Source organism: Frankia sp. Mgl5, assembly GCF_023242985.1.
Taxonomy (GTDB): Bacteria; Actinomycetota; Actinomycetes; order Frankiales; family Frankiaceae; genus Parafrankia; species Parafrankia soli.
This window is the reverse complement of record NZ_JALKFY010000643.1, coordinates 1-13,248: the sequence shown is the minus strand read 5'-3', so window position 1 is coordinate 13,248 and position 13,248 is coordinate 1. Positions and strand designations below refer to the sequence as shown.

Below are 13,248 nucleotides of genomic sequence, written 5' to 3'. Positions count from 1 at the left end.
GACCCACGCGCACCGTGGGAGAGCCCCGGTGCACCGACCACAGAAGGACGGATCCCTACGATGTCTCTTTCCGCGGCCACGTTGCTCGCCGCTGATGACGCGATCAGCGGCAACATCGGCACGGTGGCCTACGGCATCGCGACCCTCGGCCCTGGCATCGGCGTCGGCATCATCTTCGGTCTGGGTATCCAGGCCATCGCCCGCCAGCCCGAGGCCGAGCAGGTGGCCTTCCGTTACATGCTGATCGGCTTCGCCGTCGTCGAGGCGCTCGCCCTCATCGGCTTCGTCGTGCCGTTCGTCTTCACCTGATCCGGGGCGCCCTGTGCTGCAGAATCTAGTTCTAGCCGCCGCCGAAGAAGGCGCGGAACACGAGGACAGCGTCCTTGTGCCACCGCTCGCCGAGCTGATCGTCGGCCTGCTGGCCTTCGGTCTTCTCGTCGGATTCTTCTTCTGGAAGATCTACCCACAGATCCGTAAGACCTATGCCGAGCGGGCCGAACGTATCGAAGGTGGTCTCAACCGCGCCGAACGGGCGGAGCGCGAGGCACAGGCCCTGCTCGAGCAGTACCGTTCCCAGCTCGCCGAAGCACGCTCGGAGGCGGCTCGCATCCGCGAGGACGCACAGGCACAGGGACGGCAGATCGTCGAGGAGCTGCGCACGCAGGTGCAGCAGGAGGTCGCCGAGATCCGCGAGCGGGCGGACGCGGCGCTGGTCGCGGAACGTGCCCAGGTCGTGGCCTCCGTGCGCCGTGAGATCGGTGAGATCGCGCTCGAGCTCGCGACCCGGATCGTCGGCCGCGAGCTGGAGAACGACACCCGCCAGCGGCAGCTCGTCGACGACTTCATCGCGGGTCTCGACGAGGCTCCGCAGCCTGACGCCGTCCCGGCCGGGCCGGGAGTCTGACGGTGGAGGGAGCCAGCCGGCAGTCGCTCGCCGCCGCCAGGTCGGTCCTCGACCAGGTGACGGCGGTGCCGATCGGCGCAACCGCCGGTTCGGTCGCGCCCGAGGTCCGTCGGATCGCCGGCGATCTCAGCGCGGTCGCCACGCTCGTCGGGGGCGAGCCGACGGTTCGGCGCGCCCTCACCGACCCGGGCGCGCCGCCCCAGTCGCGGACGGGCCTCGCGGCCCGTCTGCTCGGCGGGCAGATCAGCCAGGGGGCGCTCACCGTCGTCTCGGCGGCCGTCGCCGGTCGCTGGTCGCGTCCCGTCGACCTCAGGTACGCGCTCGAGGAGCTCGCCGTCGAGGCGACGCTGGCGGAGGCGGAGGCGGCCGACGCCCTCGACGAGGTCGAGGACGAGCTGTTCCGGTTCGGCCGGATCCTCGGCCAGAACCCGCAGCTCTCGCTCGCTCTCACTGACCCGGCGGCGCCGACGTCCGTGAAGGTGGGACTGGTGACGCGGCTGCTGTCCGGCCGCGCCCACCCGGTGACCCTCCGGCTGGCCGAGCAGGCGGTGGCCGACCGCGAACAGGGCGACATCGAGCGGCGCCTGGAGCAGCTCAGCCGGATCGCGGCCGCCCGCCGTGGGCGGGTGGTCGCCGTCGTCCGTACCGCGACCGTGCTCGACGCCGACCAGATCGCGCGGCTGAAGGCGGCGATCAGCCGCTTCTTCGGCCGGCAGATCCAGCTCCAGATCGATCTCGACCCCGCTGTCCTCGGTGGTGTCGCCGTGCGGGTCGGTGACGAGGTCGTGGACGGCACCGTCCTGCGCCGCCTCGCGGCAGCCCGCCGCGGGCTGACCCGTTAGGCCGCGGAGCGCGATGGGCGAGCTGAAGCCGGGACCGACCGCCGGACCGGCAGTGACGACCGATGACCAGATCCACGCCAGCCATGAAGGACCAACGCGATGACTGAGCTGTCCATCCGGCCGGAGGAGATCCGCGACGCCCTCCGGGAGTACGTCGACTCCTTCCAGGCCACCTCCGGTGACCGGGAGGAGGTCGGCCGTGTCGTCGTGACCGGTGACGGGATCGCGCGGGTCGAGGGCCTTCCGCACACCATGACCAACGAGCTGCTGGAGTTCTCCGGCGGCGTGCTGGGACTGGCCCTCAACCTCGAGGTCGGCGAGATCGGCTGCGTCATCCTCGGCGACGCCGAGCACATCGAGGAGGGCCAGGAGGTCCGCCGGACCGGCGAGATCCTCGCCGTCCCGGTGGGCGACGGCTTCCTCGGCCGGGTCGTCGACCCGCTCGGTCGCCCGATCGACGGCCTCGGCGACATCGCCGCGGCCGGCACCCGGGCGCTCGAGCTGCAGGCCCCGTCGGTGGTGCAGCGCCAGCCCGTCAAGGAGCCGCTGCAGACCGGCATCAAGGCCATCGACGCGATGACCGCCATCGGCCGTGGTCAGCGTCAGCTGATCATCGGTGACCGGCAGACCGGGAAGACCACCGTCGCGATCGACGCGATCATCAACCAGCGTGACAACTGGGCGAGCGGTGACCCGAGCAAGCAGGTCAAGTGCGTCTACGTGGCCATCGGCCAGAAGAAGACGACCATCCGCGAGGTGGTGAACACCCTCGAGGAGGCCGGCGCGCTGGCCTACACCACGATCGTCGCGGCTCCGGCCGACCAGCCGGCGGGCTTCAAGTACATCGCCCCGTACACCGGCTCGGCGATCGGGCAGTACTGGATGTACAACGGCCAGCACTCGCTGGTGGTCTTCGACGACCTGTCCAAGCAGGCGGAGGCGTACCGCGCGATCTCGCTGCTGCTGCGCCGCCCGCCGGGCCGTGAGGCCTACCCGGGCGACGTCTTCTACTTGCACTCCCGTCTGCTGGAGCGCTGCGCGAAGCTCTCGGACGAGCTCGGGGGCGGGTCGCTGACCGGGCTGCCGATCATCGAGACCAAGGCCAACGACATCTCGGCCTACATCCCGACGAACGTCATCTCGATCACCGACGGCCAGATCTTCCTGGAGTCGGACCTGTTCAACCAGGGCGTCCGCCCGGCGATCAACGTCGGTACCTCGGTCTCCCGAGTGGGCGGCAGCGCGCAGGTCAAGGCGATGAAGTCCGTCGCCGGCCGCCTGCGCCTCGACCTGGCCCAGTACCGCGAGCTGGAGGCCTTCTCGGCCTTCGGTTCCGACCTGGACAAGGCCTCCCGCGACCAGCTCGCCCGCGGTGCCCGGCTGGTGGAGCTGCTCAAGCAGCCCCAGAACAAGCCGTTCTCCGTCGAGCGCCAGGTCGTGTCGATCTGGGCCGGCACCACCGGCAAGCTGGACGACGTGCCGGTGGAGGACATCCGCCGCTTCGAGGCCGAGTTCCTCGACTTCGTCGGGCGGACCCACGGCGCCATCTACGACACCATCGTGAACACCGGGAAGCTCGGTGACGACCTCGTCTCCTCCCTGGAGTCGGCCATCGCCGAGTTCAAGGAGCAGTTCACGCTGTCGAGCGGCAAGCAGCTGGTGAACGAGGCGACCCCCGAGGCGCTCGACCCGTCCGCGGTGGAGCGCGAGGAGATCGCCGTCCACCACCGCAAGCCGTCCGACGAGACCGCGGGTCACTGAACCCATGGCGGGCCAGCTTCGCGAATATCGGCGGCGGATCAAGACGGTCCAGTCCACCAAGAAGATCACCAAGGCGATGGAGCTCATCGCCGCCTCGCGGATCGCCAAGGCCAGGGCGCGGGTCGCCGCGTCCCGGCCGTACGCGGAGGAGATCACGCGAGTGATCAGTGCCGTGGCGTCGCAGACGACGATCGCTCATCCGCTCACCACCGAGCGCCCGGAGCCGACCCGTGCGGCCGTGGTCGTGATCACCAGCGACCGCGGCCTCGCCGGCGGCTACAGCTCCAACGCGCTCAAGCGCGCCGGGGAGCTGGTCGAGCTGCTGCGCGAGGAGGGCAAGGAGCCGCTGCTCTACGCGGTCGGCCGCAAGGCGGGGACGTACTACCGCTTCCGCGGTCGGCCGCTGGCCGGCGACTACACCGGCTTCTCCGAGCAGCCGAGCTACAGCGACGCGAAGGCGGTGGCGGACGCCCTCATCACCGCCTTCACCACGCCCACCGAGGAGGGCGGTGTCGACGAGATCCATCTCGTCTTCACCGAGTACGTCAGCGCCATGACCCAGAACGCGGTGGCGCACCGCCTGCTCCCGATGGTCCTGCGCGAGCACGACGAGCCGCCGGCCGGCGGGCCGCTGCCGAACTACGAGTTCGAGCCGTCGGCCGAGGCCGTCCTCGACGCGCTGCTCCCGCGGTACGTCGAGAGCCGGCTCTACGCGGCGCTGCTGGAGTCGGCGGCCTCCGAGTCGGCGGCCCGCCAGCGCGCGATGAAGTCGGCGACGGACAATGCCGAGGACCTGATCAAGACCTACACCCGCGCGGCCAACCGGGCCCGCCAGGACGCCATCACCCAGGAGATCTCCGAGATCGTGGGTGGCGCGAACGCCCTGGCGTCCGGCGCGTAGGAGACCTGTGATCTTCCGGCCACCCCTGCCCCGGCGTGCACCGCGGCGGGCCGACGCACTAGGCGGCGGGCGGACCGGTGTGGACACTGGGCTCACAGCCGGCATCGACACCGTTGCCGGCGTCGACACCGACGAACGTCAAGCCGAAGCCCGCGGCGGCGGGCAACGACAGTGAAACCGAGGACGCCATGACCGTCACCACCAGCTCGCCGACCACGGCGGAGGGCCGGACTCCGGGGATCGGCCGAGTCGCCCGAGTCATCGGACCGGTCGTCGACGTCGAGTTCGCCCCCGACGAGCTTCCCGAGATCTACACCGCGCTGCACGTCGACCGCACGATCGACGGCGAGACCGCGATCCTCACCCTCGAGGTCGCCCAGCACATCGGCGACAACACCGTGCGCGCCATCTCCATGCAGCAGACCGACGGCCTCGTGCGGGGTGCCCCGGTCCGCGACACCGGCGCGCCGATCTCCGTTCCGGTCGGGAACGCCACCAAGGGCCACGTCTTCAACGTCCTCGGCAACCCGCTCGACGTCGACAAGGTCGACGCCGAGACCTACTGGCCGATCCACCGCTCGGCGCCGGCCTTCGACCAGCTCGAGTCGAAGACGGAGATGTTCACCACCGGCATCAAGGTCATCGACCTGCTCGCCCCGTACGTGCGAGGCGGCAAGATCGGCCTGATGGGCGGCGCCGGCGTCGGCAAGACCGTCATCATCCAGGAGATGATCCGCCGGGTCGCCAAGGAGTTCGGTGGCGTGTCGGTGTTCGCCGGCGTCGGCGAGCGCACCCGCGAGGGCAACGACCTGTTCCTGGAGATGACCGAGGCCGGCGTCATCGAGGACACCGCGCTCGTGTTCGGCCAGATGGACGAGCCCCCCGGCACCCGGCTCCGGGTCGCCCTCGGCGCGCTCACCATGGCCGAGTACTTCCGGGACGTCCAGAAGCAGGACGTGCTCCTGTTCATCGACAACATCTTCCGGTTCACCCAGGCCGGTTCCGAGGTGTCGACGCTGCTCGGCCGGATGCCCAGCGCCGTCGGTTACCAGCCCACGCTGGCCGACGAGATGGGCGCCCTGCAGGAGCGGATCACCTCGACCCGCGGCCACTCGATCACCTCGCTGCAGGCGATCTACGTGCCCGCGGACGACCTGACCGACCCGGCCCCGGCGACGACGTTCACCCACCTCGACGCCAACACGGTGCTCGACCGGGCGATCTCCGACCTGGGCATCTACCCGGCCGTGAGCCCGCTGGACTCGAACTCCCGGATCCTGGACGCGCGCTACATCGGGCAGGAGCACTACGACACCGCCCGCGAGGTGCAGCGGATCCTGCAGCGCTACAAGGACCTGCAGGACATCATCGCCATCCTCGGCATCGACGAGCTCTCCGAAGAGGACAAGATCCTCGTCAACCGGGCCCGCCGCATCCAGCGGTTCCTGTCCCAGCCGTTCTTCGTCGCCGAGCAGTTCACCGGCATCCCCGGCAAGTTCGTCCCGCTCGACGAGACGATCGACTCGTTCCGCCGGCTCACCGTGGGTGACTTCGACCACCTGCCCGAGCAGGCGTTCTTCATGTGCGGCGGGATCGAGGACGCCGAGAAGAACGCGGAGAACCTGTAATGCCGATGCGGGTGGCGATCGTCTCGCCCGAGCAGGAGGTGTGGTCCGGCGACGCCGACATGGTCGTCGCCCGGACCGTCGACGGCGACATCGGTGTCCTGCCGGGACACATCCCCATGCTGGCCGTGCTCGTGCGCGACCAGACCGTGCGGGTGAAGGTCGGCGGCCAGGAGATCTCGGCCGCCGTCGACGGGGGCTTCGTCTCCGTCACCAAGGAGGGCGTCAGCATCCTCGCCGAAAGCGCGACGATCGCCTGACGCGGTTCGCCGGAACACCCCGGCTTCGGCGCTGACACCTGTCGGCGCCGAAGCCGAGACGGCGGTCCGAGAGGCCGTCGGCCCCAGGCAGGCTCCGTCGGCCCAGGCTCCGTCTGGCCCCAGGCCGTCGCCGGGCTCCGCTCAGCCGCCGGCGCCCGGCTTCCACAGGACGTCCCCGTCCGGGTTCGCGGCCCGGGACAGGATGAACAGCAGGTCGGACAGGCGGTTCAGGTAACGGGCCGGCAACGGGCTCGTCGCCTCCGGCTCCGCCTCGACCAGCGCCCAGCAGGCCCGCTCGGCCCGGCGCGCCACCGTGCGCGCCACGTGCAGCAGGGCCGCCCCGCGCGTGCCACCGGGCAGGATGAACGAGCTGAGCTTCGCCAGGTTCTCGTTGTAGTGGTCGCAGGCCTGCTCAAGGCGGTCGACGTAGCTGTCAGTGATCCGCAACGGCGGGTACTTCGGCTCGGCGACCACCGGGGTGCACAGGTCGGCACCCACGTCGAACAGGTCGTTCTGCACCTGCCCGAGCGTCTCGCGGATGTCCGGGCCCAGCTCGCCCAGCGCCAGCGCCACCCCGATCGCCGCGTTCGCCTCGTCGACGTCGGCGTAGGCGGCCAGCCGTGGCGACGTCTTCGCCACCCGCGACATGTCACCCAGTGCCGTCGTGCCGTCGTCGCCGGTACGGGTGTAGATCCGGGTCAGGTGCACCGCCATGGCGTCACTGTATGGGCGCCGCCCGCCAGACGCCCGTGAAGACCTTCAGATCACGGCATGCACGACGCTCGCGTCGTCACTGACCCCGAACCTCGGATGGCGGCGGCACTCGGGGTCCGCCCGCTCGGCTTCCCGGAGCCGGCGCAGCAGATCCTCCGCCACTCCGCCGCGCACCGCGTCAACGAGAGCCCCGTACCCGTCCACCAGGGCGAACGGCTCGATGAGCCGGGCGAAGCCGTCCGAGACCAGCAGCAGATCCGCGCCGCCGGTCAGGCGGAGGGTGCGGCAGTGCGCGTGACGGGTGGCCTCCGGGACGTCCCCGAGGATCCACGACCCGCGCGGCGTGTTCCGCCGCCGCCGGCGCTCCAGTAGGGTCCCGCGTGCCCGTCCGTAGGCTGTCGCCGGATCGTCGCCGCGGGCGATGTCCGCTCGGATGGTCTCGAGGAGCTTCCGTTCGGTCGTGGCGAACTGCGGATCCACGAACACGTCCGGGGTCGGTCGGCCGCCGCCCGGGGCCAGCACGACGGGAATGTCACCGAGAAGGCACAGGTCAAGCAGGTCATCGCGTTGACGCACCACAGAGATCGCGGCGGTGGGGAACCCGGTGGAGCGGCACGTGCCCGCGTGCGGCAGCCCGGCGAGCCGTGCCCGGGCCGTCACGTGCCCAACCAGCCGCGCGAGGACGTCCGCGAGCTCGGTGCCGTCCCAGTCGACGCTGCGCAGGTAGGCATCGGTCACCGAGCTCAGCCAGGCGGCGGCGGGAAGGCCCTCGATCGGCGGTCCGGCTTCGAGGGCAGTCGCTCCGTCGACCACCCAGGCGCCGTCCGCTCGAAAGCCGCAAGCGTCCTCGTTGTGGGCCTTTGCCGACCAGCTCGAGGCCACCATCACCTGCATCTCCGCCGGTCACCTTCCCATCTCGCCCCTGCTTCGTCGGTCAGTGTCCGGCGAGTGCCAGGCCGACGCCGAGGAGTATCGCCCCCAGGAGGAGGGGAAGTAGGCGCCGTCGGGAGTCTCCGCCACCGATGACCAGGATGTGGAAGCCCCAGAACACCAGGAGCGTCACGCCTCCGGCGCAGGTGAGGAGGCCCGACGCCGGTCCCGGAGGTTGCCCGGCCGCGATGTTGGCGGCGGTCGTGATGAACGCGATCACCGCTGCGAGCAGGCCCATGATCTCGAGGATCTGGGTCCGGATACCGCGCAGCTCCGTGGTCGCCTCGTTCTGTCCGATCCGGAGCAGATCGGCCTGTTGCGCGTACTGGATGCGGGCGCGGATCAACTGGTAGTCACCGATTCGCAGCGCGTACTCGGCTCCCGAGCTGTCCTCCTCGTCGATGGCTCGCGCGATGCTCGCGCGAGCCGTGGCGTATGCGCCCCGGAGAGTGGCTATGCGGGCATGAGTGCCGTGATAACGCGGGTAGGCGCCGTGGCTGAGGGCGATCGCCTGCCGGATCAGCCGTTCTCCCTCCAGCAGGAGCTGGGGATCCGGGTCGGTGTCCGCCTCGTACTGATCCGCGATGATCGAGGCCGCCAGATGGAGGACCCCTGGGATCGACGACAGCCGGCGCGCCGCTTCGAGCGCGAAAGTGAGAGCCGCCTGTCTGTTCGCCGGCTCGCCGTCGAGCGAGGAGTAGTACTCGGCCTGCATGAAGTAGAACATCGGGTGATCGCCGAACGCGGACTGGTACTGGTCCACGTTCGCCCGGTGAGTCAGGTGATCCCTGCGACGCCAGGCGCGCGCCTGCACGCAATAGAACGCGTTGAATCGCACCTGTTCAGATTGGGACGGGTCGCCCAGAATCGCGGCGAGCGCCTCATCCGTGGCGATCGGATCCCCGAGCAACGCTCGGGCCTCGGTCCCGTACGAGGCGTGGGTTTCCGGCGGCAGGGACTCAAGGCGCGCTACGAGCACCGAAACCGAAGTCCAGATCTAGGTCTAGGTAACCCAAGTCGACGTAACCCAATTGGTAGGTTCCGCGCATGCATTCCGTAAGCGTAGCCGCCGTGACACGCAGAGATGACGGTCGCGTGCTCTGCATTCAGCGGCGGGACACCGGCGCGTGGCAGATTCCGGGCGGAGTCCTCGAGCGTGGTGAGACCTTCGAGGACGGGCTTCGCCGCGAGGTGCGGGAGGAGACCGGGGCGCTCGGAGCCGGTTCGCCTTACCGGCATCTACCTCAACCTGCCCCTGGGCGTCGCCGGTTCGCCCGGTGTTGCCGTGGACTCCGCCTCGGCGCCGGATGCATAGCAATCCGGTCAGATCGTCGGATGGATGTCGGTGGTCTCCGCTGGTCCCCGGAGGTCTTCGTTGGTGTCCGGTTGTGGCCGGGGCGCGCCGTTTGCCGAGGCCGCGCTGAAGATCTTCCACGGAGCACCTAGCATCGGAGCCCGTGGAGTGCTTCGTCGTGACAGGCGGGACCAGGCTGGTCGGCGAGGTCGCCGTTCCGGGCGCGAAGAACTCGGTGCTGAAGCTGATGGCGGCGAGCCTGCTCGCGCCCGGCCGCACCACGTTGGACGCGGTACCCGACATCCTTGACGTCTCGGTGATGGCCGACGTCCTGCGTGGCCTCGGGGCCGAGGCGGAGCGTGACCGGGCCGGGGGTCGGATCGTCATCGACATACCCGAGGTGGTCGATGCCACCGCGGACGCCGAGCTCGTCCGCCGGATCCGGGCGTCGGTGGCCATCCTGGGGCCGCTCGTCGCCCGCCGCGGGGAGGCCCGGGTGGCGCTGCCCGGTGGCGACGCGATCGGCTCGCGCGCGCTCGACATCCACATGAACGGCCTGACGAAGCTCGGTGCCGTGGTGGACGTCGAGGCGGGGGTACTGGTGGCCCGCTGCTCCGGGCGGCTGCAGGGAGCCTCGATCTGGCTGGACTTCCCGAGCGTCGGGGCCACCGAGAACCTGCTGATGGCCGGGGTGCTCGCCAAGGGCACGACCGTGATCGACAACGCGGCCCAGGAGCCGGAGATCGCCGACCTGTGCGCGCTGCTCACCGCCATGGGCGCCCGGATCGACGGCGCGGGCACGTCCACGCTCGTCATCGAGGGGGTGGAGGGGCTGCGGCCGGTGCTGCACCGCACCGTCCCGGACCGGATCGTCGCGGGTACGTGGGCGATCGGCGCGCTGATGACCGGTGGTGACGTGACCATCCGGCACGGCCGGGCCGAGCACCTCGGGATCGTCCTGGAGAAGCTCGCGGGCGCGGGGGCGGCCGTCGAGCTCGTCGAGGACGGTTTCCGGGTGAGCGCGGACGGGCGGCCGCGCTCGATCGACGTCGTGACGCTGCCCTACCCGGGCTTCCCGACCGACCTCCTGCCGCAGGTGATCGCGCTGGAGGCGGTCAGCGAGGGAATCTCGCTGATCACCGAGAACGTCTTCGACAGCAGGTTCGTGTTCTGCCGGGAGCTGCACGCGCTCGGCGCCGACCTGCGCACCGACGGCCATCACGTGGTCGTCCGGCCCACCCCGCGGCTGACCGGCGCCTCCGTGCTCGCCTCGGACGTCCGCGCCGGCGCGGCGCTGGTGCTGGCCGGCCTGGTGGCGGAGGGCACGACCGTGGTCCGTGACGTCCACCACATCGACCGTGGGTACGCGCACTTCGTGGAGAACCTCACCGCGCTCGGCGCCGAGATCCGCCGCGAGCCGTCCTCGGCGGCCGCGGCCTGAGCTGACCGCGGCCGAGCTGACCGCGGCCGAACCGACCGGCGGACCTGGGCCAGGGCCGGTACGGGTGTCGGCAGGCGGGTCAGGCGCCGTCGGTGGGCTCGCGGCGGCTCTGGGCGAGCGCGCGCACGGCCCTGGGCAGGTCGGCGGCGAAGACGAGCACGTGCTGGAGCTCCCCGGCCAGGTACAGCAGGTCGCCGCGGGGGCTCACCGGGGCGGGCACCGGCCGCGCGGGCGCCAGGGTGGCGCGCACGCCGCTGCCGGTGAGGGTCGCCCGCAGCCGCTCGGCCCGCTCGCTCGGCACGGTGGCGACGGCGACCAGCAGGCCGAAGTCATCCGCGCGCCGGTCGCCGCCCGGATGACCGGTACCGCCATCGGCGCCGCCATCCGCGCCCGGGTCGTGGTCGGCGTCGTGATCGGTGTGCGTGTCCGGCGTCGAGGTCAGCCGGCAGACGGCGACCAGCACACCGACGGCGATCAGGACCAGGGTGGGTCCATAGAGGAAGCCGAGAGCGGTGGTCTCCATGATCGCCCCTTGGGTCCGCCTGGTCTGTCGCGGGGCGCCCGTGGGCCTTCGGTGCCCTGGTCCCAGGTTCGTTTCCCGCCAGGCCCATCGTCGCACCGACACCGACGTTCGGATGGGTCTTTGGGCCTGAGCTGGATCGTCACACCAGTCAAATGGAACATATGGGAGAGATTGGTGAGATCATCGCCATGGGCGGGTTCCGAGTAGCCCCCCACTGCGATCGGCCGTCCGTGGGACTCGTCCGGCTGTGTGCGGCAAGCCGAGCGCAGGTGCAGGTGCCCAACGGCGGGCCCGACGCGACAGTCTCGGCCTGCCGGTGCATGGGGAATCGGAGGCCGCGATGGGCGAGTCGTCGACGGTGCGGGCGGTGGAGGCGGACTGTCCCGGCGAGGGCGGGAACCAGACCCTCCGACTGGCGGGGACGGTGGACGTCCGATCCGTCGGGGAGCTCCGGATGCTGCTGCACAACGCGATCGACGCCGGTCGCGGCCCACTGCACGTCGATGTCGGCGGGCTGGAGCTGGGCGACCACGCGGGTGTCGGGGTGCTGCTCGGGGGCGCCCGCCGGGCCCGCGCCCTCGGCCGCACGCTCGTCCTGGTGGACGCCTCCGCGGCCCTCGGACGCCTGCTCGCGGTCGACCGCCTCGGACGCCTGCTGCGGGTCCAGATCGCGCCCGACCGGCTCGCTGCCGTGCCTCCCGGTGCCGGCGGGCACGGCACGGTCGGCCACGCCCGCCACGCCCGCAGCCTGAGCATCCCCGCGGCCTGAAGTCCCCACCGGGTCCGTGGCCTGAGCGTGCCCGCAGCCTGAGAGAGCGCCACGGGGGTGCGGCTTCGTCCCGTGAGATTCGTCACCGGTGACGATCGTCCGTGGACGCTGAGTGATCGGCAAGTCCCCGTTGGCGGGCGTCGAGCCGGCATAGGGCATGCTTTCCCGATAATCGGGCCGGGTCGTGGCATGGTGGAGGTAAGACACAGACATGCTGGACGTGGAGGTGCCCGCGGGGGTGGACCCAGCCGGTGGTCGGGCGGCCCGGCCGGGGGCCGCGGCCTGGACCCAGCAGCAGCGGCCGCTCCTCGTGGCCGCCTCCTTCGTGGTCGCGGTCGTGCTCGGGGTGGTCATCGGGCTCGTCTGGGCCTCCGACGACTCCGCCACGCCGGGCGCGGTCGCCGTCGAGCAGCCGGACAACGCGATCCTCAGCCCCCCGCTGCCCTCGGTCCCCTGGGAGACCAGCCGGGTCGCCGGCAGGGCGCGGACGCTGGCGCTCAAGGGCAACGAGCCCACGACCCTGCGCCAGCCGCTGATGTGGCTCGCCGCCTACGAGGTGCGCAAGGAGACCGGTGCCGCCACCCCGGTCGCGTCGGACGTCACGATCCCCAACGGGATGTTCTACGGCGCTGTCGAGGGCGTCGACAAGGAACGCGACGAGTTCTGGGCCGTCGGTATGACCGAGATCCGTGGGGTCACCGAGGCCGACGCCCCGGACCCACACGTGTGGAAGCGCGTCGGCAGCGCCCCGTGGACCCTGGTCGGCCGCGGCACCGCGGCCTGCGACCTGATCCCCGCCGAGCTGAAGAACATCTGGGGCCCGAGCGCCTGCTCCTCCGCCTGAGGCCCGCCACCACCCGCGCCCGCCGCCGGGCCCTTACATCGCCTGGACGTCCAGCGTCTGGGTAGCCCTGTTCCGGGTAACTCTCCGTAGGAGCTTTCGGCCGGCCCGGGCCCTGCGCACCGGGGCGCCGGACCGGCATCGGCGGCTACGCTGCTGCCGTCGCCGGATCTCGCGAGGATCGGCGGCCCCTGATCCCCTGATCCCCTGATCCCCGTCCTGGCTCGGCGTCGGATGTGCCCCGAGGTCCGTGCGCGCGGCCCGTGCCTGTGGCCCTGCGCGCGGGGGTGGGCGTCCGTCCGGCTGCCGGTTCCTGGGCGTCGCACGGAGCGCTAGGAGGCGGCGATGACGGATGTGGCCAGGTCGGAGCGTGACCGGCCGTGGATCGTGCGGACCTACGCGGGTCATTCGAGTCCGGCGGAGAGTAACGCGCTGTATCGGCG

The 13,248-nt window shown here is 71.1% G+C and carries 14 protein-coding genes and 1 pseudogene; 11 read left to right on the top strand and 4 right to left on the bottom strand.

Annotation, left to right across the window (positions count from 1 at the left end):
• Nucleotides 1-60 precede the first annotated feature (60 nt).
• The 7 genes from MXD62_RS20570 to MXD62_RS20540 all read left to right on the top strand — a co-directional run bounded on the left by MXD62_RS20570 (nucleotide 61) and on the right by MXD62_RS20540 (nucleotide 6,293).
• Entirely contained in the window at nucleotides 61-309 is a 249-nt protein-coding gene (locus tag MXD62_RS20570; protein ID WP_020458657.1) for an ATP synthase subunit C, read from the top strand.
• Between the two features lie 13 nt (nucleotides 310-322).
• Complete coding sequence (locus MXD62_RS20565) at nucleotides 323-904, top strand: F0F1 ATP synthase subunit B (RefSeq protein ID WP_020458658.1); 582 nt, start codon at nucleotides 323-325, stop codon at nucleotides 902-904.
• A gap of 2 nt (nucleotides 905-906) precedes the next feature.
• Nucleotides 907-1,746, top strand: a complete 840-nt coding sequence (locus tag MXD62_RS20560; protein WP_248831142.1) for a F0F1 ATP synthase subunit delta — start codon at nucleotides 907-909, stop codon at nucleotides 1,744-1,746.
• A gap of 99 nt (nucleotides 1,747-1,845) precedes the next feature.
• Nucleotides 1,846-3,507 (top strand): F0F1 ATP synthase subunit alpha, encoded by a 1,662-nt coding sequence (gene atpA / locus MXD62_RS20555; protein WP_248831141.1) that lies wholly within the window; start codon nucleotides 1,846-1,848, stop codon nucleotides 3,505-3,507.
• Nucleotides 3,508-3,511: 4 nt separating this feature from the next.
• Nucleotides 3,512-4,408, top strand: a complete 897-nt coding sequence (locus MXD62_RS20550) for a F0F1 ATP synthase subunit gamma (RefSeq protein ID WP_020458661.1) — start codon at nucleotides 3,512-3,514, stop codon at nucleotides 4,406-4,408.
• A 188-nt stretch (nucleotides 4,409-4,596) separates the two neighbouring features.
• Nucleotides 4,597-6,036 carry a F0F1 ATP synthase subunit beta gene (gene atpD / locus MXD62_RS20545; protein ID WP_248831140.1) on the top strand — a complete coding sequence of 480 codons (1,440 nt, stop codon included), beginning with the start codon at nucleotides 4,597-4,599 and terminating at the stop codon, nucleotides 6,034-6,036.
• Nucleotides 6,036-6,293: a F0F1 ATP synthase subunit epsilon gene (locus tag MXD62_RS20540; protein WP_018502335.1), complete on the top strand. Its 258-nt coding sequence runs from the start codon at nucleotides 6,036-6,038 to the stop codon at nucleotides 6,291-6,293. Before atpD ends, MXD62_RS20540 begins: the two co-directional genes overlap by 1 nt.
• A 141-nt stretch (nucleotides 6,294-6,434) precedes the next feature.
• Here the strand turns inward: MXD62_RS20540 and MXD62_RS20535 are convergent, their stop codons facing one another.
• The 3 genes from MXD62_RS20535 to MXD62_RS20525 all read right to left on the bottom strand — a co-directional run bounded on the left by MXD62_RS20535 (nucleotide 6,435) and on the right by MXD62_RS20525 (nucleotide 8,916).
• Nucleotides 6,435-7,007 carry a cob(I)yrinic acid a,c-diamide adenosyltransferase gene (locus tag MXD62_RS20535; protein WP_248831139.1) on the bottom strand — a complete coding sequence of 191 codons (573 nt, stop codon included), beginning with the start codon at nucleotides 7,005-7,007 and terminating at the stop codon, nucleotides 6,435-6,437.
• A gap of 45 nt (nucleotides 7,008-7,052) precedes the next feature.
• Nucleotides 7,053-7,820 (bottom strand): hypothetical protein, encoded by a 768-nt coding sequence (locus tag MXD62_RS20530; RefSeq protein WP_248831138.1) that lies wholly within the window; start codon nucleotides 7,818-7,820, stop codon nucleotides 7,053-7,055.
• Between the two features lie 121 nt (nucleotides 7,821-7,941).
• Nucleotides 7,942-8,916, bottom strand: a complete 975-nt coding sequence (locus tag MXD62_RS20525) for a hypothetical protein (protein WP_248831137.1) — start codon at nucleotides 8,914-8,916, stop codon at nucleotides 7,942-7,944.
• 68 nt (nucleotides 8,917-8,984) lie between these two features.
• Here MXD62_RS20525 and MXD62_RS40760 point away from each other — a divergent pair.
• Nucleotides 8,985-9,201: pseudogene (locus tag MXD62_RS40760) on the top strand (NUDIX hydrolase); the annotation flags it as partial.
• A 208-nt stretch (nucleotides 9,202-9,409) separates the two neighbouring features.
• Nucleotides 9,410-10,672: a UDP-N-acetylglucosamine 1-carboxyvinyltransferase gene (gene murA, locus MXD62_RS20515; protein ID WP_248831135.1), complete on the top strand. Its 1,263-nt coding sequence runs from the start codon at nucleotides 9,410-9,412 to the stop codon at nucleotides 10,670-10,672.
• A gap of 79 nt (nucleotides 10,673-10,751) precedes the next feature.
• On the opposite strand, the gene MXD62_RS20510 is transcribed toward murA, so the two are convergent.
• Nucleotides 10,752-11,195 (bottom strand): hypothetical protein, encoded by a 444-nt coding sequence (locus MXD62_RS20510; RefSeq protein ID WP_248831134.1) that lies wholly within the window; start codon nucleotides 11,193-11,195, stop codon nucleotides 10,752-10,754.
• Between the two features lie 340 nt (nucleotides 11,196-11,535).
• Here MXD62_RS20510 and MXD62_RS20505 point away from each other — a divergent pair, with 340 nt between their 5' ends.
• Nucleotides 11,536-11,964: an STAS domain-containing protein gene (locus MXD62_RS20505; protein WP_248831133.1), complete on the top strand. Its 429-nt coding sequence runs from the start codon at nucleotides 11,536-11,538 to the stop codon at nucleotides 11,962-11,964.
• Nucleotides 11,965-12,175: 211 nt separating this feature from the next.
• Nucleotides 12,176-12,808: a hypothetical protein gene (locus tag MXD62_RS20500; RefSeq protein ID WP_248831132.1), complete on the top strand. Its 633-nt coding sequence runs from the start codon at nucleotides 12,176-12,178 to the stop codon at nucleotides 12,806-12,808.
• Nucleotides 12,809-13,248: the final 440 nt, after the last annotated feature.